Below are 26059 nucleotides of genomic sequence, written 5' to 3'. Positions count from 1 at the left end.
AGCCCATGGCTGAGGCAGCCTCAAAGCAGGTGGACGACACATGAACGGGCGGGCGGCGCATTGGATGGATGCGCTCCGGACCCAGCTGTGGCCATTGCCTGCGTTGGCGGTCGCGCTGGCAGTGTCGCTCGGTATAGCGCTGCCGGCCCTTGATTCGGAAGTTGACGGGCAACTGCCCGAAAGCGTAAGCGTTTTTCTTTTTAGTGGAGGTCCGGAGGCGGGGCGGTCTGTCCTGCAGGCCATCGCGGGGTCCCTGATCACTGTGACGTCCCTGACCTTCTCCCTGACCGTGGTGTCATTGCAGTTGGCCAGCAGCCAGTTCTCGCCCCGGCTGTTGCGGACCTTCACTGCTGACCGGTTCGTGCACGGCACCCTGGCGCTCTTCCTGGCCGCCTTCGCGTTCGCCCTGACCGTCCTCCGCAGCGTCCGCGACGAAGGCAGCGGAAATTCGCCCTTCGTGCCGGAAATCTCGGTTACCGTGGCGTTCGCCCTTGCCATCGCCAGTGTGATGGGGCTGGTGCTCTTTCTCGCGCACCTTACGCGGGAGATCCGGGTGGAAACCATGATGCGCAAAGTCAACATGGAAACCCAGGAAACCATTGACCGGGTCTTTCCGGAGGACCGCCCGGTCCAAGGGCCGGATCCGCTTCCGGGAGTTGCCAGCTTCCCTATCACAGCCGCGTCCTCAGGCTTCCTCACCTCGTTCGACAAGGACGCGCTCTTGCACGCGGCGGTTGAGTCAGGCGCTGTGGTGCGGCTGGACAAGGAGCCGGGCAGCTCACTGGTGAAGGGCGTCCCGTTCGCGACCGCATGGCCGCTGGAGCCGGCAGCGCGCACGCGGCCGGAAGACAGGATGATGCTGGGCGACGCCGTTAACGCGGCCGTGGCCACCGGGTTCGAACGCACCAGTGTTCAGGATGTGGGGTTCGGCTTCCGGCAGCTTGTGGACGTCGCCACCAGGGCGCTTTCCCCGGGCATCAACGACCCAACCACGGCGGTACACGTTATCGGGCACCTCTCGGCCCTGCTCTGCCGGCTGGTGGACAGGGAAACCGGCCCGGAGCACATCACCGACGATGACGGGCGCGTCCGGGTGGTGCTGGCACTTCCGGCGCTCCAGGACTTGCTGGGCATGGCTATGAACCAGACAAGGCACTACGGCGCCGCGGATCCGGTGGTGGCAGACCGCCTGCTGGAACTCCTGCGCGAACTCGCATGCTGCGACCGGGGAGGAAGGCACCGGGCGGCGATCCTGGACCACCTGAACCGCATGCGCAGCGCCATCAGCGCCGCTGGCTACTCGGTCCCGGAACGGCAGAGGCTCCTGGAAAAAGCCGAGTCCCAGGCTGCCGCTGTGCAGGCCGGGATGCAAAAGTAATGCAGGTGTGACCTGTCCGGCACGGATACGAAGCTAGGCTTATCAGGTGTCCACCAGGAAGTGGTCGATGGCCACGGTCTACTGCACTCCGCAGGAAATTCTTCGCCGCCTTGTATCGCTGCGAAGCATCTTCGTGTGCATTCTCCTGGCCCTCCTCGTGGCGGGAGCGGCCTCCTACACGCATGGCAGCCGCTATGCCCTTGTGGGGCACGGACCCTTCCTGACGGCGCCCGCCCAGTCCGTTGACCCTGCCGGGCCGCTGACCGAAGCACCCGCGCTGGGCTCAACCTCCCTGGGCCAGGGTGCCCCGCCGTCGTCGGACTCTTCGGTTGTCCCCGTGACCCACCATGCCGGCCCGATGCTGGACCCCCAGTCCATGGAGCGGGGCTGCTGCGAACGCCGGCAGGCACCCCGCGGCGAACCGGTTCCGCTCAGGACGGGCGATGTGAATGAGCCCTCCATGCTCTTGCAGGAGACAGGTGGCGAGGTTCTTTCCCCCGGTATGCCGTCCGAGCCGGACCTTCCCGCGCTCACGGTCATCCAGCTTTCGGTCAGCCGGACATAAAAACGCCCGCTGTTTCAATCCACCAACGCTGGCAAACCTGGAAAGACAGACCAATGACACATGTTCAATCCATGCTTGACGCCCACCCCCAGGGTTCCCGAAACATCGACAACGCCAAACTCACCGAATGCATCCAGGCGTGCTTTGAGTGCGCCCAGACCTGTACTGCGTGCGCGGACGCCTGCCTCAGCGAAGAGATGGTTGCCGAGCTGACTAAGTGCATCCGCACCAACCTCGACTGCGTGGACATCTGCGTGGCCACCGGAAAGATCCTCACCCGGCAGACTGGCCCAGACCCGGAGATGACCCGCGCAGTGCTCGAGGCATGCCGGGCTGCGTGCAGGGCCTGCGCGGAGGAGTGCGGGCAGCATGCCTCCATGCACCGGCACTGCGAGGTGTGCGCTGAAGCGTGCCGACGCTGTGAGCAGGCCTGCGCCGACCTCCTCGCTTCGCTGGGCTGAAAGGAAGCGGTCATGGCACAGCTTAAGAAAGCAGTTCATACGAGGCATCCGGAAGACCCACAGCTGCGGCGGATGCTGGCCACGCACATGCACTGCGGCGAGGAGATGCAGTTGGTGTCCGCGGGCCACGCGGCAGCCGCGGGGGTTCCCGACGGGAAGGACGACGGCGTCCTGCTCACCTACCGCTGCGCGTGCGGATTCTGCTTCGACCAGCGGCGGGCCTGACACCCGCCGGCCAGGACGGCATCAGGCCCGGGCCGGTACGGATTGGGGGGCCGGCCGGGGCCTGAGGTCCTGCGGGCGGGAGGTGGTGCGCGGGCCCTACGTGCGGGCCCTGCGCTTCAGCCAGCCCCACACCACGGTGGCGGCGAACAACACCAAACCGATGAACGCCAGCCATATTAGGCCCTCGATAATGAAGCCTAGAATCGACAGAACAAGCCAGATAATAAGCAGCGTGATGATGAGTCCCATGCTGGCATCCTAGCCCGCGGGGGTGCCCCTTGTGCCCGCGGCAGGATCAATTGCCGCTGGTCAGGGCGATGATAGCGGCGGCAGTGTGGGCTGCGGCTCCGTGCTGAACGATGTGGGGCTTGCCCGGTATTTCCAGGAAGCGCCCGTCCGGAGCGGTGGCGGCGAGTTTGTGGCACCAGTTCCGCGGCGCTACCGGGTCCCGCGACCCGCGGACCACGAGCACCGGCTGGCTTACCAGGGCAACGGTGGCTTGAAGGCCGTAGGCCATCATGACGGGAAGCTCGGTGAGGTACCAGCGCATCCCCGAGCGGACGTAGTCGCTGAAGACCATGGCATTGCCCATGGGGCTTTCCATGAGTGAATCACGCCCCAGGGCAAGGGATTGCTGGAGGACGGTACGGCGTTCCGGATCCACTACCGGCCCCAGGAGCGCCACATGGGAAACAAGGTCAGGGCGTTGCACCGCGAGCTCAGCGGCGAACTGGGTACCCATCGAGTGGCCCACCACCACTGCCCGGGAAACACCCACCTTTTCAAGGACCGCCGCGATGTGGTGTGCGTAGTCGGCGACGCCAAGTTGCCGGTCCGGAGTGGGTGTACCGCCGAAGCCGGGAAGGTCTATGGCGTGGACGTCCCCGTGCTGTGCCAGGCGGAGCTGAAGTTTCCGGTAGTAGCGGTGGGACATGCCGATGCCGTGGAGCAGCACGAAGACAAGGCCGGAGGACGAGGGCGGACCTTCCAGGAAGTGCACGTGGGAGGTCAAGGACGCGGCGGTGACCACTCTTGGCCTCAGCGGCTGGCGCAACCACGCGAGCACTCTCCCGCGGGATGCAGGTTCGGCTTCCCCTTTTTTGTCGCCCGTGGCGTTCACCGGTGTTCCTTTCAATACAGTCATCAAGGCGGCCCTGCCTTAGCCTAGAGTCGCCAGGGCGGCAGGCGCACATTCGATCGTCACCGGCGTATTGGCGGCAACGGATTTCACTTCTCCGTCGATTTGGTACGGAATGGGTTTAAGGGTGGTGAACCGGTAGCTGCTGACGCTGGGCTGGTCTCCCAAGCCCTGGGTGGTGGCCCGCAGAGCGGTCAACAGAACGCGGAGCTTTGACCGGTGGGGGAGAAGCACCACTTCGAACGTCCCGTCGGCCGCCATTTCGTCGGCCTCGCTTAGGGTGGCGTATTTTGCCATTTCGGGGATGTTGGCCAGGACGAGGCTGTCGAACTTGCGGCGTTTTCCGTCGGCTTGCCGGATTTCAAAGGGCTTGAATTTTGAAAAGGTGCGCATCACAGAGAACATCTCTTTCAGCGCTCCTTTGCTGCCCTTCTCCAAATCGATGGCCATGACCGGGGTCAGGCCGAATCCGATGTAGGAGTGCGCGTAGTCAGCGGCATCTCCACTGTTGCCGGTGCGGATACGAAGGAGGTCGATGCGGCGCACGCTGCCGCCGGCGATGGCTTCCTCCAGCGGCCGGGTGGCTATGGTGCGGTGGTGGTCGTTGGCGTTGCCGGCGGCCATAACCGCGCAGACAGCGTTGGGGTTGCCTGCCTGCATGACGCCATTGACCACTTCGTTGTAGCCGCCATCTCCGCTGACGGAGACGACCAGGACATCCTGGCCACCCTGAGCGGCTTCGCGGGCAAGTTCGACGGCGTGGCCCGCATGGTCGGTGGGTCGAAGCTGGACGTCCGCAGGGTAGGGGAGAAGCACGGCAAGCCGGGACCGGAGATCAGCGGCAAGCTTGGGCGCGTCGCCGGTGCTGTTGGGGTTGAAAATAACGACGATTCTTTGAAAAGTCCGTGCAGTACTCAAGGTGTGCTCCGTGGGTCTTTTATGGTCATGCGGTCGAATTCAGGGACTAGACCACGGCCTGGTAGCTGGACAAAATATAGTCCGCAGCAGCCGGGCCTTTCATTTTCAAACGCTGCCCGGTGAGGACGCGCTCGTTCATGGCAGCCCAGAAACTGCGCTCCACCTGGGGAGTCTTCCCGGACAGGCAGCACCAGCTGGTGTAGAGGCCGTACAGGGAGTCTCCGTCCAGGGTGGAGTCGGAATCCGGATCTGAGTATGTGGCTTCGCTGAGGAACTGGTCGAAGTGTGAATGTGCCATTGAAGGGCTCGTTTCACTGCGGTGCAGTTGTTCGCCGTTCGGCTACAGCGGTTTCCAACTCAAATGCCTTGCACAGGACATTGAGGGTAGTACCGGAACATTGCCGGAAGTTATCTACGTTGTAGACTTTACGCGTAGACTAAGGGATAAGCAACATTGCGATCCTCCAGAGGGCCCGCATGCTCAACAGGAACGGATCTTCATGGCTTCCCAGCGGAAAACCTTGAATCATAGCAAGCCGCCCAAGGCCCGCTTGAACAGGGAACTCGTCCTCTCCACCGCATTGGCGCTGGTGGACGCCGAAGGCCTTGAGGCCCTCACCATGCGTCGCCTGGGCCAGGAGCTGGGACGCGACCCCATGAGTCTCTACCGCTATGCCGCCAACCGCGCAGCCCTGCTGGACGGGGTGACCGAAGTGGTGCTCGATGAACTGGCCATTTTTCCTGACGACCCGGACTGGCAGGCCCAGCTTCGCAGGATCGGACACGATTTGCGGCTCCTGGCGCTGCGTCATCCCAACGTCGTGCCGCTGCTGGTCACCAGGCCCCTGTCCACTCCATTGGGCTTGCGTCCGCTGGGTACGCTGCGCCCGCTGGAGCAGATTCTTTCCCTGCTGATAGAGGCCGGGTTCTCCCCGGCCCACGCCCTGCACGTCTACCGCGCCTATTACGGCTTCCTCTACGGACACATCCTCAACGAACTGCAGGAATACATCGTGGATCCGGACGAGAATGAAGCCATCCTGCGCCTGGGCCTGCACCGCCTCCCGAGCAAGGACTTTCCACATCTGCGTGCGTTGGGTCCGGTCCTCGCCGAGTACGACGGCGACGCCGAGCTGGACCAGGGGTTGAGCATCCTGCTCTCCGGCCTCGCCGCACAGCTGGCGGGACCTGCCGCCAAACGCGGAGACCACTCCAGCGGCTAGTTCACGCGGCTCTCAGGAATCAAAGCAAACTGGGTTGGCTCGCCAGAATGTAGTCCACCGCCGCCGGCCCTGTCATCGACAGCCCTGGCCACACCCTCTGCCCTGCCGCACTCTGTGACTCCCGGTGCCCCTGCTGGCTCATAGCCGCCCACAGTGACGTGTCAGGGCACGGCTTCTCGCCGTTGAGCAGGCACCAGCTCAGGTACACCCCGTACAGTTCGCCTTCGCGGAGGCCCGACTGCTTCTCCGGGTCGCGGGTGATGCATTCGGAAAGAAACCGGGTGCAATTCGCGCTCATGTCTGTAAACCTCCTGCTAGGTAAAGCCCTGCCAACTGTGTTTACGCTCGGCGCCGGGGGCAATAGGAACCGGCTCCCAAGGCAGTTCGTAGCAACAAACCCGAAGGATGGGTCCGAATTTTTGTGCGTTGCGCGGCAGGGCAACGGCCTGGGCGCACCGGCGCAGGGTGACCGGCTAGGCTGGAATTGAAGCAACTGGGATTGGGAGCGATCCACAATGGCCGATGAACGGGCGCCGGCAGCCCATTACGACCGGATTACCTTGGTTTTCAATCCGAACAGGCCCGGAATGTCTGATCGGATCGATGAGGTGCAGCGGGACCTTGCAGCAGGCGTGCCGGATCTCGGCATAGAGCTGCTGGCGACGAATTTTTCAGGACACGCCCGCGATTTGGCGCGCTCCGTGGCCGGGCGGGGTGCCCCGCTGATTGTTTCTGTCAGCGGCGACGGCGGGTACAACGAGGTAGTCAACGGGGTGATGGACGTGCCCGGCAGCAATGCAGTGTGTACCGTGCTTCCGGCGGGTAATGCCAACGACCACCACCGGAGCCTGCCGGTCAAGCCCCTGGCGGAGGCCATCCGAGAGAACAGGGTCCGCCGCATCGACCTCCTGCGCGTCACGTTCGGCGGAACCCCCAAGGATGAGGCGCGGTATGCCCACTCCTATGTGGGGTTCGGGCTCACACCGCTGATGGCAATCGGAATTGAACAGGGCGGAAAGGGGAAAATCCTCGAGCTCCTCTCCGTCGCCCGGACGCTCAGGGCGCTGAAACCATTCGATCTGGTCCGCGACGACGGTTCCACCGCCCGCTTCGACAGCCTGATTTTGGCCAACATTTCGCGGATGGCCAAGTACGGAACCGTGAGCGAATCGAACCAGCCCGACGACGGGCGGTTCGAGGTGGTAACCCTGCCCCACGCCGGGCTGCTTAAGATGGCACTGATGACCCTGCGCGCCGTCACGCTGGGGCTGGGAAACCAGCCCAGCGTCAGCAGCTATGCCTTCACCACGCGGGACGCTGTTCCGTGCCAGATCGACGGCGAAGTTGTGCACGTCCCGGCAGGGACCCGTGTCCTGGTGGAAAGCGCCAAGCACGCTGGCCACGATCTGATCAGCACACCGCTAGGGGCCTACGGGCGGACGCCGGGCTAGGGCTGCACCGAGTCAAAGAACTGGTAATCGGTGGATGGCTCCCCGCTTTGTGCCTCGTGGGACTTCATCCGGATGAAGTCCACGTCATCCTGGCTGAGCGTGGTTTCGCCGTGCGGGTCAACACTCAGGGGTTCACCGGTCGCGGCACTGATCTCCGCAGACAGGGTCCGAGGGAGGATGACGCAGCCGGGGTTGTCGACCAGCCATTGGGTTACCGGCGAGGGAAGCCTGTGCCACTGGTTGCGGATGCTGCTGTCGGTCATGTCGTCTGCCAACGTTCCTTGAGATGCACTGCCGGATCCGCGGAAAAGCGCGGAACGGCTGTGACTGGGGCTTAGGGACCCGGGCCTGGATCGCCTGTCTGGGATGGCTGCCGGTTCCCGTTTCGCCGAAGCGCTCCGGTCACGTCCGCCCTCGTTGTCCAGTAGCTGCGGTGTCAGCATCGAGGCGACTCGATCTACGTGCTCCCCAGATTCGCGGGTGCTGGCAGGAAACGGGCTCTTTTCTCGGGGAACCGGATGTCCAGTCACGACCTCCCGAGGTAGTCCTGAGTGTACGCCCTAAAAGCGCCTTTACGGGGCGCAGGGCTTATGCAAGATATTTGGCAGCCACGGCGCTATATCGCCGGCGTGCGCCGGTGCGGGAGAACGGTGGACAACTGCTGGTCTGCAGCCGGCAAAGACGGCGCGGTATTGCCAAACGAGGGGCGCAGTCCAGACCGGTAGGCCGAGTCGATGACGGGCTCGAGCTCGTCCAGGACAGTGCGGTTCCCGGGGAGGACCACGTGGGCGAGGAACTCTGATTCAAGGCTGGCGGCCCCTGCCGCCACCGCTCCGAGCTTGGCATCGATTCCCATGGCCGTGGCGTGCCACATCCTGCGGGCAGCGCGATCGAGGACCTTTCCTTTCGCTTCGCCGGCAGGGCCCTCCGCTGCATCCTTCCGGATCGGCAAAGCCGCATCCGGTTGCGGCAATGAGATGACGATACGGAACTGCCTCCCGCCGCCCCTGAACGCGATGGCGCTCCGGGTGCCGCGTTGACTGAAGATAACGTCCGTCGCCCCGGAGGATACGAGGGCTCGTTCGATGTGTTCGCGGGAGACCCCGCAACTGAAGGAATCACCCCGGGTGTAAGGACTTGTCATAGTCCCACTATGCGCCCTGCTGCGCCTCCTACCTAGAGCGCCCTCCTCGCTGACCGCGGGGCGGCCCTACGCGCTGGCTTGGTTCTGCCGCTGCGGCGGGCGGTGTTTGGCTGCAAGGTCGGAGAGGTCGTTGATGAGCTGCCGCAACTGGTGCTCGCGGCTGATCGCCTTTCGGGTCGGTGCTTGAGGGGGCACGGGAACATGCGGCCGGTCCGTGGCGGGCGCTGCCGGTGAGGTTGACTGCTTCATTGCAAGCGGAGTGCTTGGGCTTACCCTGTCCATCACCTGTTCCCCTTGGTACTGGTTGCGGCATCCTGCCCGCTGGTCCTCCTGAAGGAGTCCCTGTGAAGGCCACCCTAGAAAGCAACGAGGCCGAAGAAAAGGGGTTATCGCCATTCTTGGGATTTATTGTGCGGTTCTTGAGCTGGGCGGTCCCTGCACTCCGATGTCCTCCGTTGTTTGCTGAAATGGCTCGTGGGCGACCACCACGTCCAGGCACGTCATAAGGGATGTGCAGGAATCCTGCTACGTCCGCCTCCGCGGCAGCGACGGCTACGCGAATCCGGTCTTCATCGACGTGAGGTGAGGTGCAGACACTTACCGCCGGTCGAGGTGTGCGGTGGAAGACTCACCGGAAACGTTGCGCAGAATGCCTTCCGCCACCGTCCGGACCTTGATGTTCCTGTGGCTTGAGGCCTTGGCCAGGATCTCGAAAGCGGCCTCGTAGGAGCACTTGTTCTGCGCCATGATCACGCCGCAGGCGGCGTCGATGATGGGGCGGCTGTCCAAAGCTGACCGCAACTGGTCGGCGCCGGAGCGGGCGGACCTGAATTCCTCGGCGATCACGTAGCTGTTGCCTGCTCTCCTGCCGAATGCCGTGGCAGTGGCGGTGACGGATGCGGTGAAGACGTTGTCCCGGGCAGAGAGAAGGGTGAGCGCGGCGAAACGTCCGGAACCCAGTGGCACAGGGACGGACAGCATTGAGCGGTAGCCGGCCTGCTTCAGGATGCGCCAGTAGTCAGGCCAATCAGGATGCGGCAGGTACCCGTTGGCGATGGCTGCCACCCTTCCGGCAAGTGCCTGGGACACTGGACCGATCCCGTGTTCCTGTTCTCCTCTGGCCAATCCCAGTGCGCTGTCGTTTGATCCCACCGCCTGCTGGTTTCCGCGGCGCCGTGGCAGGGTCATGGCACAGTCGAACGGGGATCCCACCACTTCCTGAAGGGTTGTTGACGCGGCTTCAAGGAGCAGGTTCAGGGATGCGGCGGGGCTTTCCGCCCGAAGATCCAACAGGATCCCGGCGGGCGCTGCGTGCCTCCTCCGGTACGGTGTCGGCTGCCAGCGGGGCGTCAGCACAATACCGCCTCCCTCGGCGGGCCTTCCGGGATGGCGTGCCGTATGTTTCCTTAGTTCCGTGCCCAAAAAATGAACTCCCTGACAGCCCACAACCAGTCACGGGCTGCTGGCTGAACCCTCTTCCGACGGTACCCGCCAGGCAGGGGGGACGCACCAGTGGCGGCTACTCGATTTCCGGTCCGCCCACCCCTGCCCTCTCGCGGTTGCCATGCCGGGCTTGCTTGAGAGGGCAGGGGATAGGCTTCTGCCGGCGTCCGCCGGCCCGGGGGTATGGTTGGGCTGGCGGAGCACCTGTCCAAACCGTCGAACATTTCGAAGATGCGGGGTATCAGCGTGAACGAATACGAAGCCTCACTGGTCATCAAATCCGGGGCGGAGCTGCTGCTGTCTGCATCGACCGACCCCCGCGCGGATGAAGGTTATACCGCGGTCAAAACAAACGTGGCGCAAGCGCTGGAACTCATGGCGGAGGCGCTGGCGAACTTTGAGGCCGGTGTGAGTGGAACTAACCGGTCAACCGGCTGGGTCCAGGATCTGCGCCGCGTGGCGGACGACTTGGCGGAAAAGTAGGGGGGCGCTTTCCGGTTGGGCGCGGCTACATGACGCCCGTGGGTACCAGCAGTGCCCAGGCGAGGACCGGTCCGGCCAGTACGACGGCGCCGGCGTAGATCATCAGCTGGCGGTAGACGCGCTGGCGGTCGTCTTCGCGGGCGTTGGCTACCACGAGGGCGCCGTCCGTGGAGAAGGGCGAGACGTCGACGACGGTGGCGGCGACGGCCAGGGCCGCCACCGTCCCGGAGGCGCTGAGCGAACTGGTAGCCAGCAGCGGACCGGCCATCGGGATGAAAGCGGTCAGCAGGGCGGTGGAGGACGCAAAGGCGGACCCGATGCCGATGACGAAACAGAGCACCAGGGCGATCAGCAACGGAGCGCCCAGCGCTAACGCCATCTCGGCGAGCGTGTCGATGACACCGACGTGCTGCAGCAGCGAGACGTAGGTGATCATGCCGGCCACCAGCAGGACCGTGGACCAGGAAATCCCGCCGATGAAGGTCTGGTGTTCCTTGATATTGATCAGCGCCAGCACCAGCCCGGCGGTGAGCGCCACGAAGCCGATCGGCATGTGGAAGCCCAGGGTGCAGACGAGCATGACCGCGATCAGCACGAGGGTCAGAATCTGCTGGCCGCGGGGCCTGACAGTCTTGGACGTGTCCAGGTCCATGTGGCGGCCTTCACCCTCCCGGAGCCTGCGGAGCATGGCGAAGACGACGATGGTGAGCACGGACAGGATCAGGTTGATGGCGAAGCTGGCGGCGAAGAGCGGTCCCTGCGAAATGGGGAAGCCGTTCTCTTCGGCAATGTTGTGCACCAGCACGCCCGCCACGGACAGCGGCGAGAAACCGCCGGCATGGGCGCCGTTGATGATGAACGCGCCCATCACCACAGGGTGGATGCGGGACTCGTAGGCGAAGCCGATCGCCGCGGGTGCGAGCAGCGCGACGGCAGCAGGCGAGAAGGTGCCCAGCGCCGTCAGGGCCGCGGCGAGCAGGAAGAACACCCAGGGCAGCACCATGGTCTTGCCCCGGACCAGGCGCACGCAGGACTGTACGACGATGTCGATGGTCCCGTTCCGCTGCGCCATGCTGAAGAAGTAGGTGACGCCGATGATGGTCAGGACGATGCTCGCGGGGAATTCCGCCAGGATTTCCTTGTCGCTCATGCCGAGCATGAAGTAGCCGACGCCGAACGAGGCCACCAGCCCCATGACGCCAATGTTCAGCGGCCACTTGGTGGCGACGACGAACATCACCACGAGGATGGCGAGCGGGATGAGTTGTGTGGCGGTCAAGGTCGGCTCCGATTCGGTGGCTGCAGCCGGGCCGAAGAGGTTGCCGCCCAGCACGAGCGCGGCCACGCCCAAAATCAGGAAACCGGCCACTGCCACCAGTAGCATACGGCGCCGCCGCCGGGTGCCGTGCTCCTTGGCCTCGTCCTTGGTTGAGGGTGTGGTGTCTATGGTGCGTTCCGCTGTCTTGGTCAAGATTCACTCCTCGTGGCTTGGGGTGTACGCCGGCATACTGTGACGCCGTCACTGTGCAGGAAGGGGGCCCGGGTGCCTGGCTGGAGTCGGGTGGTGGGCAAGGGGATCGTTCCTTTTATTGCTGCATGTCTGGACATGGGGAAGGAGGCAGGAGGACCACGGGTCCGCCTGCCTCCTTCAGCGGCGTGCCCGTCCCCCCGCGCCCGTCCTTCGGGGTTCCTGTTGCGATGGAATGCGGGGTGGGGGTACGCCTGCCGGTGGGTGCCGGCTGCCGGTGTGGACCGCCGTCGAACGGTCCGGACTGTTAGTTCAGCCGGTCCGCGCGGACGGCGAGGACCGGGCAGGTGGCGTCCAGCAGGATCCGCTGGACCGTGCTGCCCAGGATGAGCTTGCCCACCATGGAACGGTGCCGCAGGCCCACGACGATCATGTCCACGTCCCTGTCCTGCGCGATCTGGATGACGGCGTCACCGGGGTCGGAGAGGACCGAGGATTCAACCGTCAGTTCGCGTCCGGCGGCCTGCAGCTGGCTTTCGATGTCCTTCATTTCCTGCGGTTCGAGGCCGTGGTGGCCTCGGCCCACGTTGACGATCAGGAGGTCGGACTTCCGAAGGACTGCTTCGGCGATGCCCTGGGTGAGGGCTTCCCGGCCTTCGGGGGCCGGGGCGTAGGCAACGAGAACCGTCATTGTCATGCTTCTTTCCGTTAGGTGGGGCGGGCGCCGCTAGATGAGCGTGTTGAGCCAGCCCTGCGGCAGGTCGATAGGGAGGAGTGAGGGCAGGGCGAGCAGCACCACGTACAGCGCCACCGTATAGATGATGGCCACCTTCAGCCGGGCCCTGGCAACGATCAGCAGGAACGCCGGGATGAACACCGTGACGGCCACGAGGTAGCCGAACCCGGCGGTGAGGGCGAGGAAGGCTGTCATCCACAGGAAGGTCTTCATCGCGAAGCCTGCGTCGAGCGTCCATCCTGCCCCGGCGGTCCTGGCCCGGAGCCGGGTCCGGATCTCGGTGAAGAGCAGGATGCCGGAGAAGACCAGCCCGCCGATGCTCACCAGCTGCGGCACCAGGCGCGCCTCGGGTGAGAACGACTGCGAGGCGATCAGCGCCGCGGCGAAGGCGGCGGCGAGGGACCAGGTGGAGTTCTTCAGCGGGCTCTCGTCGTCTTCGGGACGCTCGTCGCGGTGGCCGTCGTCGAGGTTGGTGTTGCGGCGGGCACGGATGAACTTGATGAAGGCCCAAATGATGGGCAGCACCAGGATGGCGAGGAACACCAGCACGCCGGGGCGTGCCATCCAGTCAAGGCCGTTGTAGAGGCTGTCCGTGAGGAAGTAGTAGCGCTCCAGCGGGATGGCCAGGACGAAGCCGATCAGGAACGGTGCACGCGGGAAGCCGGTGGACTTCAGGAGCCAGCCGAACACGCCGAGGATGATCATCACCCACAGGTCGCCGAGCTGTCCGCCCTCCTGGAAGGAACCCAGCAGCATGACGGCAACGAGGCCTGCGGCGAGGACGGCGAAGGGGACCTTGGTGAGCTTGGCGAGCTGCTTGACGCTGAGGAAGCAGAACAGGGCGCCGAGGATGGAAGCGATGGCGAAGGACCACACGATGAGGTACATCAGGTCCAGATGCTCGGTGATGATGGACGGGCCCGGCTGGATGCCATAGGTGAGGAGCATTCCCAGGAGCATGGCCGAGGGGACGCCGCCGGGGATCCCGAACAGCAGGGTGGGGATAAGGTCTCCGGCTTCCACGGAGTTGTTGGCGCTTTCGGGTCCGACGATGCCGCGGGGGTCGCCCTTGCCGAACTTTCGCTTGTCCTTGGCGGTGGCGACGGCCTGGCCGTATGCCAGCCACGTGCCGGCGGTGGCACCGACGCCCGGCAGGACGCCCGCCCAGATGCCGATCAGGGCGCCGCGGATCACCTGGCTCCAGTGGGACAGCCATTCGCGGATGCCCTTGCCCCAGCCGCCGCCGAGGGTGATGTTCTCCTTCTGGCCGCGCCGCTGGCTGGCGCGGGAGGCGATCTCGGCCAGGCCGAAAATGCCCAGCGCTACAGCGACGAGGGAGAGTCCGTCACCCAGGAACAGGCTGCCGAAGGTGAACCGCTCCTCCGCGGTGGTGGGGGAGGTGCCCACCATGCCGAGGACCAGGCCCAGCAGGCCGGCCGAGATGCCCTTGATGATGTTGCCGCGGGACAGCACGGCGGCGAGGGCGACGCCGAGGACCGTCAGCATGAACAGTTCGGGGCTGGCGAAGGAGAGGACCAGGGGCCGGGCCAGCGGAATGGCAAGGGTCAGGCCGATGGCGCCGATGATGCCGCCGGCCATTGAGGACAGGAAGGCCAGTGTCAATGCCCTGGCGGCCTGGCCTTTCCTGGCCATGGAGTAGCCGTCGAGCATGGTGACGCTCGCGGAGGCTGAGCCCGGCGCGCCGAGCAGCACGGCCGAGACGGTGTCGGAAGTATGGACGACGGCGAGGGCGCCGATCAGGAGCGCGAGCGCCTGGGGCGGTTCCATGCCGAAGGTGATGGGCAGGAGGATCGCGACGGCGCCGGTGCCGCCCAGTCCCGGGATGAGGCCCATGACGAGACCGGCAACAACGCCGATCAGGAGCATCAGCAGCAGGGACGGATCAGCAAGTGATGCCAGCGCTGCCATAGCGGAATCAAGCATGGTGGTCCTTATTCAACGTGGATGTTGTATGTGCTCTCGAGCAGGTCCTTGACGTAGGTCCTGACGGAACTGCTGACGGTGTATGCGGCCCTGACCCGGTCAGCCATGTCGGCGTCCGCCACCAGGGGGTATCCGCCGAGGACCTTGGCTGCTTTGGCCTGGAAGTCCTGGTCGGTGCCGAGCTTTTCGCTTGATTCGCGGAGCAGCGTTACGGCCTTTTCGGGGGTTTTTTCCGGGACCCAGAGGCCCTTCTGGTATGTGTAGGTCAGGCCCAAGAGGGTTTTGTAGGCGTCGAACTTCTCGCCGGAGGGCTTCTTGCCGTGCAGTTGTTCGTAGGCCTCGGGGACGGTGGGGACGTCCGGGAAGTTGGGGTCCCGGACGACCTCCCCGGACCCGTCCAGCTGGCCGAAGGACATCAGCACGGTGGCCTTACCCTCCTTGGCTATGCCTTCGACGGCGGAGCCGTAGGCTGACGTGGTCTGGTAGTCCAGGTCAATTTCGCCGCGCTGCAGCGCCAGGTTCACCGGGCCGCGGCCTTCAAAGCCGAAGGTGGACGTTACGTCGGCTTCGAGAAGGTCGAAGGCCACCAGGGTGGTGATGTCCAAGCCGGTGGCGCTGATGCCGCCGAACTCGAGAGGCTTGTCCCGGTTGATGAGGTCCTGGACGCCGGTGACGCCTGCTTCGGTCCGTGCGTAGATCACACCGCCGGTGCCATTAACGACGACGGGCTGCAGGTTTTCGAAGGAGTACTTCACCGCGGTGCGTCCCAGGACCCAGGGCACCACCGTTGACGCGGTGCCCACCAGGACCTCGGTGCCGTCCGTCTTCGCGGACCGGGCGAACTTGTTGGTGCCGGAGATGCCTTCGCCGCCGGGTTCGTTGACGGGCGCGAACCCGGGGCGACCGGGCACGTAGTTGGTCAGCTCGGTGCCGATGAACCGGGCCCAGGTGTCTGTGCCGCCGCCGGATGCCAGCGGGATGAGGAACTCCAGGGTTTCGCCGCTGAAGTCCCCGTCCTCAGTGCTGGACGGCGGGTTGAGGAGGCCCTCACCGAGGACGGTGGTGGCCAGGCCGAGAGCGGCAAGGGTGGCAACAGCGGAGAGGACGGTGCGCCGTGAGTGCTTGGGCGGGTCGGGGAGTTCGGTGGCAACAGGTGCCTGCAGGTCGCCGGGGGGTTCCAGGGAAGACTTCTGGCTCGTCATTGAGGTGTCCTTTTGTTGGGGAGTCGGGTACGGAGCGGCGCCCGAGGGGGGTGGGGAGCGGTTACCAGATGTCCGGCAAGAGGAGTTCGGCATCGGCCAGCCGACGGGCGCTGCGGAGGGCGCCGACAACCGGGGTTCCTTCGCGGGTTTCGGCCCAGGTCTGTACCAGGCCGGCCGGTGTCCGCATGGTGACTCCGGCGGAAACGTTGCTGCTGATGAGGTTGGACGCCACGGTGCCCTGGTGCTGCGCTGCCATGGTGAGGGCAACACTTCCGGTGATGGCGAGCGCCGGGTGCAGGCGTCCCATGGAAAGCATCCGCACCACCAGGTCCGCCTCGTCGCCGTCGTCGGCCTTGGCCACGAGTGCGAGCTTGGGGATGGCGCGTTCGGCGTCTGCCCGGGTTGCAGCGAGTCCCATCTGCACTGCTGCGTCGCGGCGCGTGTCGTCCAGGTGCACCAGCAGGTCGGTACGGGTGTCGATCTCGGCCGCGGTTTCGTGGCCGGTCAGGCCAACCGCTTCGGCTTCGACGATGACCACCGGGGCGCCGGCGTCGATGAATGTGGCGGGTATCTGGCGGCCGTCGAAGGTGACCTTGTCCAGCGGTTCCCCGGTGGGGAAAAGTTTGCCCGTGGTCCTGCCGGCCGGATCATAGAAGCCCATGCCCACCTGCATGCCCGGGAACGGAACGCCGGGAATCATCTGGTTGCCGGAGTGCCCCAGCTCGCCGCCCGGTGTGTCCACCTTCTGCAGGATGAGCTGGTTCGTGTTGGTGTTCAGGGTGCGGACCGCCGTCGTTTCCGGGCCTGGCGTGACCCACCCGCGTTCGATGGCGTAGGGGGCGACGACGGCGGAGCAGTTGCCGCAGTTGCTTCCCCAGTCAACCCGCTGCTCATCGATGCCCACCTGCGCGAAGGTGTAGTCGACGTCGGCGTCCTCGCTGACGGACCGGGACAGGATGACGGCCTTGCTGGTGGTGGATGTGCCGCCGCCAACGCCGTCGATCTGTCGGTTGTCCGGGCTGCCGAAGAGGCGCAGGAGCACCTCGTCCACGCTCTTGCCCGGAACCTGGAGGCTGTCCCATTCGAAGACCCAGCACTTGCTGGTTCCTCCACGCATCCACGTTGCAGGGATCTTAAACATGATTGCTTTCACCTTTCCCAGGGCCCATTTGCGGGCCGCCGGCCTTGTTGGCCTACCTCAGTGTGATGCCGGTCCCAGATGAATTACAAACGCTAAAAAGTTCACCTGCCTGCACTTTTACTTCAATCACTAACGCTGGTTTTCCGATTAGTGGCGCCGTCTTCTGCCCTTTCGTGGCGAAGCGTGCCGAAAATGCCGCACCGGGCCGGTCCAGATGAATCGTTTGTATAGAATTAGCAAGGGGGTGTAACTGATACTTCAAGGAGGGCAGGGCGCGTGCTGAACATCAGAAGACTGGAACTGCTGCTGGATGTGGTGGAGCTCGGGTCCATCACCGCGGCGGCGGACAAGCACGTCTACTCTCCGTCGGGAGTCTCCCAGCAGCTACGGCGCCTTGAGGCGGAGGTGGGGCAGCCGCTCCTGCAGCGCCAGGCCCGGGGAATGGTGCCCACCGACGCCGGGCACGTCCTCACGGCGCACACCCGGAAAATCCTGCGGCAGATGGCGGCCGCGGAGGCGGACCTCGCCGAGATCGCGGGCCTCAACCGGGGCAGTCTCACTATGGGAACCTTCCCCACCCTGGGAGGCTCGTTCCTGCCGCTGGTCATCAGCAGGTTCAAAGCGCAGTACCCTGCCATCGACCTGCACGTCCGGAGCAGCCGCTTCAACGAGCTCATCGAGATGCTGGAGAACGGCCAGGTGGGGATGTCGCTGCTGTGGGACTACGAGTGGAACCGGATCAGCCCGGAAAGCTTCGCGCTCACCACTGTCTTCGAGGATGCCACGGCCCTGATTGTCGGCAAGGACCACCGGCTGGCGCGCCGCAAGCAGGTGGACATGGCGGACCTGGCCAAGGAGGAATGGATCGTCCGGGAAGAGGAGCACCCTGTACTCGAGGTCCTGCACCGCAGTGCGCAGGCAGCGGGGTTCGTCCCCCGGATCTCCTTCCACGCCAACGACTACCAGGAGGCCCAGGCCATGGTCAGTGTCGGACTTGGCGTAGCCCTCGCGCCGCGGACGGCCGTGGTGAACAAGCATCCAGGCGTCAGCATCGTATCCCTGGGCTCGAGCGCGCCGGCCCGGCGGGTGCTTCTGGCGCACCGCCATGACAGGGTGCGGGCGGCGGCTGAAGTGGCGTTCCAGACAACACTCCTGGAGGTTGCCAAAGAGAGCAGCGCCGACTTCCGCTGACGGGGAGACAGCTCCCCTAATCCTCCAAAAGCACGAGGACGCGTGGCCAGCGCACAGCAAGCAGTTCTCCAGCATCTTCGCGGACACCGGCCTCGAAGCCTGGCTGCGCGGACAGGGCATCGACACCATCACGCTCGCCGGCTACATGACCAACAACTGCGCATTGCCTCCGCCGCGGCCGCGGAGACCCTCGGCTTCGCCGTCGAAGTCCTCTCGGAGCCCGTCGGTGGGGGACCGGCGGGCTTTCCGTGTCTGACAGTACGGGCAATAGATTCCGACATCGAGGGTGGATTCACCATCAGCCGTCCGCCCCTGCTGACGGCCCCCACATTCGTCGGGCGTTCCGCAGTCCACCAGTCCGGAGAGGCCTCCCATTGGCGGATGTGAACGGGCAGGGCAAACTTGCGGTATGCGAAGTTTCGGGGTGGAAGAGGAATTTCTCCTCGTTGATTCCCAGACCGGGATGCACGCCGCCGTGGGGGAGGACCTGGTTGCCGAAACGTCTGCGCAGAAGGCCAGGCGGGCGGCAGGGGGAGCCGCTGAACCCTCGACGGCAATGCAAGGCAATACCTTGACCACCGAGGTGCAGCGGGAGCAGGTTGAAGCGATTTCCGCCCCTTTCACCAGCCTGTCCAATCTCGCTGCTGCCCTGAAGGAAGGCAGGGCCGAAGCACAGCGGCAAGCGACGGTCTTCGGCGCGAGTATCGCTGCCCTGGGAACTTCACCGCTTCCTGCATTGCCTCATTTGGTGCGGTCTCCCCGCTATCTCGCCATGGAAGAGCGGTTCGGGCTGGCCCTCCGCGAGCAACTGATGTGCGGATTGCACGTGCATGTCTCGGTGGATTCTCCGGAGGAGGGGGTGGCGGTCCTCGACCGGATTCGGATCTGGCTTCCGAACCTGATAGCCCTCTCCGCTAACTCGCCCTTTTGGCAGGGCAAGGACACCGGCTACGCGAGTTACCGCTATCAGGTCTGGAGGCGGTGGCCGACTGCCGGACCAACCGAAGTATTCGGTTCGGCGCAGGCTTATCAGGACCTGGTGGAGATGCTGCTCTCCTGCAACATCCTTTTGGACCGTGGCCAGATTTACTTCGACGCCCGCCTTTCGGCGACCTATCCAACGGTTGAAATCCGTGTCCCGGACGTCTGTACCGAGCTGGCCCATTCCGTAGCTATTGCCGCTATTGCCCGTGCCCTCGTGGAGACTGCGGCTCAGGAGTGGGCTGAGGGCAAGCCTTCCCCGGCTGTGCCTGCCGAGATGCTTCGTCTTGCCTCATGGCGGGCCAGCAGGTACGGCGTCGAGGACCACCTCATCCATCCCATCCTGAACCGGCCCCGTCCGGCCGAAGAGTGTATTGACGCGCTCCTGGAGCACATCAGGCCGGCCCTGACGGAAACCGAAGAGAGGATTTTGGTGGAGAAAAGCATCCGCCAGATCTTTGCCAAGGGGACCGGCGCGAGTCGGCAGAGGACAGTCGTGAGCAGGGCGGGCAACTTCCGGAAAGTCATCCTGGATGCGGCAAAACGCACCCTAGCCTGATGCTTAAGACTTGGCTCTGCCCCCTGCTGGCGACGCCCAAGTTCCGTCGCGACGCGCAAATGCAATTGCGCGGCGGAAATCTGGGACGCGGGTTGGCAGGTGCGCGTCGAGAGTGAATTTACGCGTCGAGCGTGGGGAATAGGGAGGGTGGAGCGAACGACGGCGGCGCTCGCCTTTTCGCCCACGCCTCACGCCTCAGTTCGCCACAGTGAAGGGAATCACGGTCACCCCGGAGTTCGTCGACTCCTGCCTGTCGTCACGGCAGGACGTTCGCAGATGCAGCTTGTGCACGCCGTTGGACAGGGTCCTGGTGTCGATCGAGATGGGGGCCGCGCCTGAGGGCTCGGACCCGTATGGCCCTGCGGCATCCACCAGCACTGCTCCGGGGCTGGGCGGAACGGCGTGGAAGTCGGGGTCGATCGCCACGAAGGAGTGGGACGCCGGGCGCGAGTCACTGCCGGAGTGCGTGGTCAGGCCCACCAAAGGACTCCAGATGCCGGACACCGGGCCGTCGGGAAGGGGAACCGAACGGAACAAGGCCTCACAGTATCCGGCGCGCGTGTACCAACCCTTGCCGCGCAGAAAGGCGTCGTCCGATACGTCCGAGCCGGACCTTCCATTTTGGATGTGGACCTGCCAATTGAAGTTGGCTCGCATCTCCTTGCCGTCCGGCTCGCGGACAAAGCCTCGGAAGCGGACGTCCTGCAGCCCCGAGTGGTTGAACAGGGAAATTGGCTGCGAGAAGCTCAGCCAGCGCTCGCAGGTTCCGTTACAGACGAAGTCGCCCCTTCCTTTGTCGGACGGTCCAGGGCAGCTGAAGTCCGGCGCTTCGGCCCGCAAATAGCACTTCTGGACAGTGGTTTCGCGGTCCGACGTCTTGAACACCATCGAGACGTAGTTGGCGGTGCCCGGGTTGTCGTGCAGGATCACCCGTACGTTCACGGTGAGATTCCCCGAACTGATGGTTTCCCGTTCGGGGATGCACGCACCCATGTGGAGGTGGCCGGTGTTGGTGCTGGCGTTGTTGGGCTGGTCAACGTCCGGCATCCACCACGACTGGGTGTCCACGAACTGCCGGGCTTCCGGGTAGATGGTGCTGTCGGCGCCCGGCGCGCCCATACACAGTCCCGGCTCGGCCCTGGCAGGTCCCGAGTGCAGTGCGGGCACGAGGGCGAACGCCAACGCAAGGGCAAGTATCAGTGCCAGGGACCGTCGCATGACCATCCGTCCTCCAGGTTGCCATCCATGCCGCGCACGATGGCAGGGTTCATTGAGGCTTCGGCGCCTCCCGAAATCGCAAGTCCGGAGGCACCGGTGTCGGTTCACTGAACCATGAGATGTTCCCGAATGCTCTAAGGCCAAACAGGCGGACAGTATATGCCCGGGCAGTGGGGCAAACCAGACTTGCCTCCTGCTGGCGGCAAGCATATGCGGGCGACCAGGATATGCCCGGACGCCCAGGAGGCGTACGACGGCGGCACGCACCTACCAGCCGTACCTTCCGGTATTGCCCCTCATCGCACACGGGGCTACCTTGTCGCCATGGATCGCATGGCCGTACCCGGGGACATTGGCGCCATCTGCAGCGGCCTGCCGGAAGTTGACCTTGGAACTTCCTGGGGTGACCGTCCAACGTACAAGGTCCCCCGCGGGCCGAAAGGACGCGGTTTTGTCATGTACCGGGCGCCGCACAAAACGGCCGTGGACCCGGAAACCGGTGAGCCTTACGGCGACCTGCTGGTCATCGTGGTCCCGGATGACGCCGCCAAGGCAGCCCTGGTCGAGGACCCGTCCGTTCCCTTCTTCACCGTTCCGCATTTTGACGGCTACAACGCTGTCCTGGTGCAGGAGTCGCGGCTGGGCGAGATCGCGCGCGACGAGCTGGCCGAGATCATCGTCGAAGCCTGGGCAGCGCGGGCGCCGAAAAGGCTGGTGATCCAGTTCTTCGCCGGCCGTTGAACGCGTGCATCGGCGTCGGGAAGGGGGCAGCCGTAGGTGATAGAGCGTCGCCGGGAGGGCTGCCATAAGTGCGCGGGCGTTTGGGGGAGGGCCGCCATAAGTGAGCGCGCGTTTGGGGAACAGCCGCCATAAGTGAGCGGGCGTTTGGGGGAGAGCAGCGATAAGTGAGCGGGCGTCGCAGGGGGAGGGGGCGGCGCTTGACGGCCCCAAACGCTTCCGCATATCCTGAACGAACGGTCGGTAAATAATTCCGCACGTCCCAGAAGGTCATTGCATAGGAGCAACCATGGCAGCGCAGAACCTGCAGTCAGTGCCCGCTGAGCCAACAGCCGGAACCAGCGAAGCGGCAGAAGCGGAGGCCCAGGCCCACTTCGACCGCGTCATGGCCGAGGACTCACGCATCGAGCCCAGGGACTGGATGCCGGCGGCCTACCGCAAGACCCTGCTGCGCCAGATCTCCCAGCACGCGCACTCCGAGATCATCGGCATGCAGCCCGAAGCCAACTGGATCTCCCGCGCCCCCAGCCTCAAGCGCAAGGCCATCCTCATGGCCAAGGTCCAGGACGAGGCGGGCCACGGGCTCTACCTCTACTCAGCGGCGGAAACGCTCGGCCAGACCCGCGACGAGATGATGGACGCCCTCATCGCCGGCAAGGCCCGCTACTCCAGCATCTTCAACTACCCCGCGCTTACCTGGGCGGACATGGGTGCCATCGGCTGGCTGGTGGACGGCGCAGCCATCTGCAACCAGGTCCCGCTCTGCCGCGCCTCCTACGGACCCTACGGCCGCGCCATGGTCCGCATCTGCAAGGAGGAGTCCTTCCACCAGCGCCAGGGCTTCGAGATCCTCCTTGAGCTCTCCAACGGCACCCCCGAGCAGAAGCAGATGGCCCAGGACGCCGTAAACCGCTGGTACGCCCCGGCCCTGATGATGTTCGGCCCGCCGGACGACGATTCCCCCAACTCAAAGCAGTCCATGGCCTGGAACATCAAGCGCTTCAGCAATGACGAGCTCCGCAGCCGCTTCGTCGGCATGATGGTGGAGCAGGTTAGGGTCCTGGGCCTCACCCTCCCCGATGACCAGATCCGCTTCAACGAGGACACGAAGAAGTGGGAGCACGGCCCCCTGGACTGGGATGAGTTCCACGAAGTCCTGGCCGGCCGCGGCCCCTGCAACGCCCAGCGCCTGGAGCGCCGCAGGGAAGCGCACGACGACGGCGCCTGGGTTAGGGAGGCAGCCGCCGCTTATGCGGACAAACAGCGAGCAAAACAGTCAGCAAAGATGCAGAAGGAATACGCAGCATGAGTCCCCACGGCAACCCGGAAGAGCCAGCAAGCTCGGCCGCAGAGATCAGGCGCGAAGCCCCGAAGGCGTCGCCGGCGGTTGAGCCCAGTGAGGTCAAGGCCGCGGCATCGCAGCCGGCGCCGCAGGAGCACCACGACCGCTCCGCCTGGGGCCTGTGGGAGGTCTTCGTCCGGTCCAGCCGCGGCCTGAGCCACGTCCACGCCGGGTCCCTGCACGCACCGGACGCCGCAATGGCCCTCCGCAACGCCCGCGACCTCTACACCCGCCGCAACGAGGGCGTCTCCATCTGGGTGGTCCCCGCGGACGCCATCGCCGCCAGCGACCCCGACTCCAAGGGCTCCTTCTTCGAGTCGCCGCAGGGCAAGGACTACCGGCACGCCACCTACTACACCAAGAGCGAAGGGGTGAAGCACCTGTGAGCACACCCGAAGCAACAGACACCACAGGCCATGGCGACATCTCCACCGGCGTGGCAGGCGGCGACTCCAACGCGTCAGCCACCCGCATCACCCCCGGCAACGCCCTCCGCCCGGAAGACATCGCCCTCGAGGTGCGGACCGGCCTGGCCAAGCCCAGTGAGGATATCGCAGAGTACGCCATGCGGCTCGGCGACGACGCCCTCATCCTCGCCCAGCGCCTGGGCCACTGGATCTCCCGCGCCCCCGAGCTGGAGGAGGACGTGGCCCTGGGCAACATCGCCCTGGACCAGCTGGGCCACGCCCGCTCCTTCCTCAGCTACGCCGGCGGCGGGCTGACGAACGAAGACGGCAGCGCAAAATCAGAGGATGACCTGGCCTACTTCCGCCGCGAACACGAATTCCGTTCGGTCCAGCTGTTCGAACAGCCCAACGGTGACTTCGCTGCCACCATCGCGCGCCAGTTCGTGGTGAGCTACTACCAGTTCGAGCTGTACCGCCGCCTCACCGAGTCAACGGACGAGACGCTCGCCGCCATCGCCGCCAAGGCCGTGAAGGAAGTGGACTACCACCGGGACCACAGCGCCCAGTGGATCCTGCGCCTGGCCGGTGGCACGGAGGAGTCGAGAACCAGGATGATCCACGGCCTGCGCCTGATGTGGCCGTACGTCAACGAGCTGTTCCAGGACGACGACCTGACGCGCCGGCTCGCGGAGGCGGGCGCCGCCGTCGCGCCTTCCAGCCTGCGGGAGGACTTCGACCGGCTCACCGGCGAGGTCCTGCGCGAGGCCGAGCTGGAGGTGCCGGACGTCCCGGCGGCCCCCGGCGGCGGCCGGCACGGCAAGCACTCGGAGCACCTGGGCTACATCCTTGCGGAGATGCAGGTGCTGGCCCGCGAGCATCCCGGAGCCAGCTGGTGACTGCGGCCATGTACATCTCGGACTTCGAAACCCGGACCCGGACCCCGCGGCACAAGGCGTGGGAGATCGCCGCCACGGTGTGCGATCCGGAGATCCCGGTGCTCACCATCGAGGACCTGGGCATCCTTAGGGATGTCCAGGTAGAAAATTACGACGCCGGCACGGCCTCCGCGGGCATGGCGCCGGAGGTGCGGGTCACCATCACCCCCACGTACTCGGGCTGCCCGGCGATGGACGCCATCCGCGACGATCTGAAGGCCGCGTTCGCCAAGGAGGGGTACACCGACGTCGAGGTTGACCTGGTCCTGGCCCCGGCCTGGACCACGGACTGGATGACCGAAGCCGGCAAGGCCAAGCTGCGGGAGTACGGCATCGCCCCGCCAACCGGCAAGGCCGGCCACCAGGGCCCCATCAAGGTGAAGATGGCCGTCAAGTGCCCGCAGTGCTCCAGCCTGAACACTCGGGAACTCACCCGCTTTGGTTCCACGTCCTGCAAGGCGCTGTACGTCTGCAATGACTGCAAGGAACCGTTCGACTACTTCAAAGTCCTGTAAGGAAGCCCCATGCCTGTTGTCCGCCAGACCGCCGCCGAAGAGGCGCAGGCCACCGGCCGCCGTCGTCCGTCCTTCCACACCCTCGCGGTGAAGGAGGTGCGCCGGCTGACCGAGGACGCCATCGAGGTCTCCTTCCACGTCCCGGCGGAGCTCGCCGGCCAGTTCGACTACCTGCCCGGCCAGTATGTGGCCCTGCGCACCACACTGCCCGACGAGACCGGCGAACCGAAGGAAATCCGCCGCAGCTACTCCATCTGCGCCGAGCCGCGCAGCTTCGAGGACGGCACCAGCGAGATCCGGGTGGCCATTAAAAAGGACCTGGGCGGGCAGTTCTCCACGTGGGCCAACGCCGAGCTGAAGGCGGGGGACACCCTGGACGTGATGAGTCCCATGGGCGCGTTCGTGTCCAAGCACGGCAGGGACGGCCAGGCCGTGGAGCAGAACCGCTTGAACTCCATGAACAATCCGGAGGAGCTGGCGGGGGACGTCGCCTCCAACGGGGAAGCGAGCTTCGTGGCCATCGCCGCCGGCTCGGGCATCACCCCGGTGATCGCGATCGCCCGGACGCTGCTGGCCGCCAACCCGGACACCCGGTTCGACCTGATCTATGCCAACAAGGCCGCCATGGACGTGATGTTCCTGGAGGAGCTGGCGGACCTGAAGGACAAGTACCCGCAGCGGCTGGCCATCCACCACGTGCTGTCCCGCGAGCAGCGGATCGCGCCGCTGCTGAGCGGCCGGATCGACGCCGAGAAGCTGCAGCAGCTGCTGGGCACCGCCATCCACGCGGACGACGTGGACGAGTGGTTCCTGTGCGGGCCGTTCGAGCTGGTGCAGCTGTGCCGGGACACCCTGGCCGAGCGTGGGGTGAAGCCGGAGAACGTCAGGTTTGAGCTGTTCACGTCCGGCAAGCCGGACCGCCCGGAGGGGCACGCCGGCCGTCCCGTGGTGGTGGACGAGTCCAAGGAGACGTACAAGATCACGTTCAAGCTGGACGGCCTGCAGGGCGAGGTGGCCAGCCCCACGCACGCCCGCGAGTCGATCCTCAACGCCGCGCTGCGGGTCCGGCCGGATGTGCCGTTCGCGTGCGCCGGGGGAGTGTGCGGCACGTGCCGGGCCAAGGTGGTCACCGGCAGCGTGACCATGGACGAAAACTACGCGCTGGAGCAGGATGAGCTGGACAAGGGGTACGTGCTCACCTGCCAGAGCCACCCCACCAGCAAGGAAGTCACCGTCGACTTCGACGTCTAAGT

At 65.3% G+C, this 26059-nt stretch carries 29 protein-coding genes; 16 read left to right on the top strand and 13 right to left on the bottom strand.

Annotation, left to right across the window (positions count from 1 at the left end; translation table 11 throughout):
• Positions 1 to 40: 40 nt before the first annotated feature.
• Genes AC5RU7_RS04650 through AC5RU7_RS04635 form a run of 4 tightly spaced genes read left to right on the top strand, consistent with a single transcriptional unit; the run spans position 41 to position 2629 of the window.
• The gene (locus AC5RU7_RS04650) at positions 41 to 1378 is read left to right on the top strand and encodes a DUF2254 domain-containing protein (RefSeq protein WP_494051261.1); all 1338 of its coding nucleotides are present in this window, start codon (positions 41 to 43) and stop codon (positions 1376 to 1378) included.
• A 46-nt stretch (positions 1379 to 1424) separates the two neighbouring features.
• Positions 1425 to 1943 (top strand): hypothetical protein, encoded by a 519-nt coding sequence (locus AC5RU7_RS04645; RefSeq protein ID WP_494051260.1) that lies wholly within the window; start codon positions 1425 to 1427, stop codon positions 1941 to 1943.
• 53 nt (positions 1944 to 1996) lie between these two features.
• Positions 1997 to 2404, top strand: a complete 408-nt coding sequence (locus tag AC5RU7_RS04640; protein WP_494051259.1) for a four-helix bundle copper-binding protein — start codon at positions 1997 to 1999, stop codon at positions 2402 to 2404.
• A gap of 12 nt (positions 2405 to 2416) precedes the next feature.
• Complete coding sequence (locus tag AC5RU7_RS04635) at positions 2417 to 2629, top strand: hypothetical protein (RefSeq protein WP_494010111.1); 213 nt, start codon at positions 2417 to 2419, stop codon at positions 2627 to 2629.
• 96 nt (positions 2630 to 2725) lie between these two features.
• Here the strand turns inward: AC5RU7_RS04635 and AC5RU7_RS04630 are convergent, their stop codons facing one another.
• From AC5RU7_RS04630 to AC5RU7_RS04615, 4 genes are read right to left on the bottom strand one after another with little or no spacing between them, the layout of a single operon-like run.
• The gene (locus tag AC5RU7_RS04630; RefSeq protein ID WP_494051258.1) at positions 2726 to 2878 is read right to left on the bottom strand and encodes a hypothetical protein; all 153 of its coding nucleotides are present in this window, start codon (positions 2876 to 2878) and stop codon (positions 2726 to 2728) included.
• 46 nt (positions 2879 to 2924) lie between these two features.
• Positions 2925 to 3773, bottom strand: a complete 849-nt coding sequence (locus AC5RU7_RS04625; protein WP_494051257.1) for an alpha/beta fold hydrolase — start codon at positions 3771 to 3773, stop codon at positions 2925 to 2927.
• Between the two features lie 15 nt (positions 3774 to 3788).
• A complete protein-coding gene (locus tag AC5RU7_RS04620; protein ID WP_494051256.1) occupies positions 3789 to 4685 on the bottom strand; it encodes a diacylglycerol/lipid kinase family protein in 897 nt (298 codons plus the stop codon).
• A gap of 46 nt (positions 4686 to 4731) precedes the next feature.
• Positions 4732 to 4983 (bottom strand): hypothetical protein, encoded by a 252-nt coding sequence (locus AC5RU7_RS04615; protein WP_494051255.1) that lies wholly within the window; start codon positions 4981 to 4983, stop codon positions 4732 to 4734.
• A 202-nt stretch (positions 4984 to 5185) separates the two neighbouring features.
• On the opposite strand from AC5RU7_RS04615, the gene AC5RU7_RS04610 reads away from it, so the two are divergent.
• Positions 5186 to 5908: a TetR/AcrR family transcriptional regulator C-terminal domain-containing protein gene (locus AC5RU7_RS04610; RefSeq protein WP_494051254.1), complete on the top strand. Its 723-nt coding sequence runs from the start codon at positions 5186 to 5188 to the stop codon at positions 5906 to 5908.
• A 515-nt stretch (positions 5909 to 6423) separates the two neighbouring features.
• Entirely contained in the window at positions 6424 to 7359 is a 936-nt protein-coding gene (locus tag AC5RU7_RS04605; protein WP_494051253.1) for a diacylglycerol/lipid kinase family protein, read from the top strand.
• Here AC5RU7_RS04605 and AC5RU7_RS04600 read toward each other — a convergent pair.
• The 3 genes from AC5RU7_RS04600 to AC5RU7_RS04590 all read right to left on the bottom strand — a co-directional run bounded on the left by AC5RU7_RS04600 (position 7356) and on the right by AC5RU7_RS04590 (position 9859).
• Positions 7356 to 7622, bottom strand: a complete 267-nt coding sequence (locus AC5RU7_RS04600) for a hypothetical protein (RefSeq protein WP_494051252.1) — start codon at positions 7620 to 7622, stop codon at positions 7356 to 7358. The two genes, AC5RU7_RS04605 and AC5RU7_RS04600, sit on opposite strands and share 4 nt — an antisense overlap.
• Positions 7623 to 7975: 353 nt before the next feature.
• Entirely contained in the window at positions 7976 to 8503 is a 528-nt protein-coding gene (locus AC5RU7_RS04595; RefSeq protein ID WP_494051251.1) for a hypothetical protein, read from the bottom strand.
• Between the two features lie 597 nt (positions 8504 to 9100).
• Positions 9101 to 9859: a GAF and ANTAR domain-containing protein gene (locus tag AC5RU7_RS04590; RefSeq protein WP_494051250.1), complete on the bottom strand. Its 759-nt coding sequence runs from the start codon at positions 9857 to 9859 to the stop codon at positions 9101 to 9103.
• Between the two features lie 333 nt (positions 9860 to 10192).
• Here AC5RU7_RS04590 and AC5RU7_RS04585 point away from each other — a divergent pair, with 333 nt between their 5' ends.
• The gene (locus tag AC5RU7_RS04585) at positions 10193 to 10429 is read left to right on the top strand and encodes a hypothetical protein (protein ID WP_494051249.1); all 237 of its coding nucleotides are present in this window, start codon (positions 10193 to 10195) and stop codon (positions 10427 to 10429) included.
• A 25-nt stretch (positions 10430 to 10454) separates the two neighbouring features.
• Here the strand turns inward: AC5RU7_RS04585 and AC5RU7_RS04580 are convergent, their stop codons facing one another.
• The 5 genes from AC5RU7_RS04580 to AC5RU7_RS04560 form a co-directional block, all read right to left on the bottom strand.
• Positions 10455 to 11900: an SLC13 family permease gene (locus tag AC5RU7_RS04580; RefSeq protein ID WP_494051248.1), complete on the bottom strand. Its 1446-nt coding sequence runs from the start codon at positions 11898 to 11900 to the stop codon at positions 10455 to 10457.
• 304 nt (positions 11901 to 12204) lie between these two features.
• A complete protein-coding gene (locus AC5RU7_RS04575) occupies positions 12205 to 12588 on the bottom strand; it encodes a universal stress protein (protein WP_133349179.1) in 384 nt (127 codons plus the stop codon).
• 36 nt (positions 12589 to 12624) lie between these two features.
• A complete protein-coding gene (locus AC5RU7_RS04570) occupies positions 12625 to 14577 on the bottom strand; it encodes a tripartite tricarboxylate transporter permease (RefSeq protein WP_494051247.1) in 1953 nt (650 codons plus the stop codon).
• An 8-nt stretch (positions 14578 to 14585) separates the two neighbouring features.
• Positions 14586 to 15779: a Bug family tripartite tricarboxylate transporter substrate binding protein gene (locus tag AC5RU7_RS04565; RefSeq protein WP_494051246.1), complete on the bottom strand. Its 1194-nt coding sequence runs from the start codon at positions 15777 to 15779 to the stop codon at positions 14586 to 14588.
• A 61-nt stretch (positions 15780 to 15840) separates the two neighbouring features.
• Complete coding sequence (locus AC5RU7_RS04560; RefSeq protein ID WP_494051245.1) at positions 15841 to 16920, bottom strand: PrpF domain-containing protein; 1080 nt, start codon at positions 16918 to 16920, stop codon at positions 15841 to 15843.
• A 276-nt stretch (positions 16921 to 17196) separates the two neighbouring features.
• Here AC5RU7_RS04560 and AC5RU7_RS04555 point away from each other — a divergent pair, with 276 nt between their 5' ends.
• The 3 genes from AC5RU7_RS04555 to AC5RU7_RS04545 all read left to right on the top strand — a co-directional run bounded on the left by AC5RU7_RS04555 (position 17197) and on the right by AC5RU7_RS04545 (position 19651).
• On the top strand, positions 17197 to 18111 hold the full coding sequence (locus tag AC5RU7_RS04555) for a LysR family transcriptional regulator (protein ID WP_494051244.1): 915 nt from the start codon (positions 17197 to 17199) through the stop codon (positions 18109 to 18111).
• Complete coding sequence (locus AC5RU7_RS04550) at positions 18080 to 18367, top strand: isochorismatase family protein (RefSeq protein WP_494051243.1); 288 nt, start codon at positions 18080 to 18082, stop codon at positions 18365 to 18367. Before AC5RU7_RS04555 ends, AC5RU7_RS04550 begins: the two co-directional genes overlap by 32 nt.
• 153 nt (positions 18368 to 18520) lie before the next feature.
• On the top strand, positions 18521 to 19651 hold the full coding sequence (locus AC5RU7_RS04545) for a carboxylate-amine ligase (protein ID WP_494051242.1): 1131 nt from the start codon (positions 18521 to 18523) through the stop codon (positions 19649 to 19651).
• A gap of 195 nt (positions 19652 to 19846) precedes the next feature.
• Here AC5RU7_RS04545 and AC5RU7_RS04540 read toward each other — a convergent pair whose 3' ends face one another.
• A complete protein-coding gene (locus AC5RU7_RS04540) occupies positions 19847 to 20875 on the bottom strand; it encodes a hypothetical protein (RefSeq protein WP_494051241.1) in 1029 nt (342 codons plus the stop codon).
• A gap of 318 nt (positions 20876 to 21193) precedes the next feature.
• Here AC5RU7_RS04540 and AC5RU7_RS04535 point away from each other — a divergent pair, with 318 nt between their 5' ends.
• The 6 genes from AC5RU7_RS04535 (at position 21194) to paaE (ending at position 26057) form a co-directional block, all read left to right on the top strand.
• Positions 21194 to 21610, top strand: coding sequence for an MmcQ/YjbR family DNA-binding protein (locus AC5RU7_RS04535; protein ID WP_494051240.1), 417 nt, complete (start codon positions 21194 to 21196; stop codon positions 21608 to 21610).
• A gap of 286 nt (positions 21611 to 21896) precedes the next feature.
• Positions 21897 to 22916 (top strand): 1,2-phenylacetyl-CoA epoxidase subunit PaaA, encoded by a 1020-nt coding sequence (gene paaA, locus AC5RU7_RS04530; protein ID WP_494051239.1) that lies wholly within the window; start codon positions 21897 to 21899, stop codon positions 22914 to 22916.
• On the top strand, positions 22913 to 23335 hold the full coding sequence (paaB, locus tag AC5RU7_RS04525; RefSeq protein ID WP_494051238.1) for a 1,2-phenylacetyl-CoA epoxidase subunit PaaB: 423 nt from the start codon (positions 22913 to 22915) through the stop codon (positions 23333 to 23335). Before paaA ends, paaB begins: the two co-directional genes overlap by 4 nt.
• Entirely contained in the window at positions 23332 to 24252 is a 921-nt protein-coding gene (gene paaC, locus AC5RU7_RS04520) for a 1,2-phenylacetyl-CoA epoxidase subunit PaaC (RefSeq protein ID WP_494051237.1), read from the top strand. The genes paaB and paaC overlap by 4 nt, the downstream gene beginning before the upstream one ends.
• Before the next feature lie 8 nt (positions 24253 to 24260).
• The gene (paaD, locus tag AC5RU7_RS04515) at positions 24261 to 24806 is read left to right on the top strand and encodes a 1,2-phenylacetyl-CoA epoxidase subunit PaaD (protein ID WP_494051364.1); all 546 of its coding nucleotides are present in this window, start codon (positions 24261 to 24263) and stop codon (positions 24804 to 24806) included.
• A 9-nt stretch (positions 24807 to 24815) separates the two neighbouring features.
• Positions 24816 to 26057: a 1,2-phenylacetyl-CoA epoxidase subunit PaaE gene (gene paaE, locus AC5RU7_RS04510; protein ID WP_494051236.1), complete on the top strand. Its 1242-nt coding sequence runs from the start codon at positions 24816 to 24818 to the stop codon at positions 26055 to 26057.
• The last annotated feature ends 2 nt before the right edge of the window (positions 26058 to 26059 follow it).

The organism is Arthrobacter sp. K410C, assembly GCF_059090105.1.
Note: the sequence above shows the minus strand (reverse complement) of the source record. Positions and strands in the feature narration are given on the sequence as shown.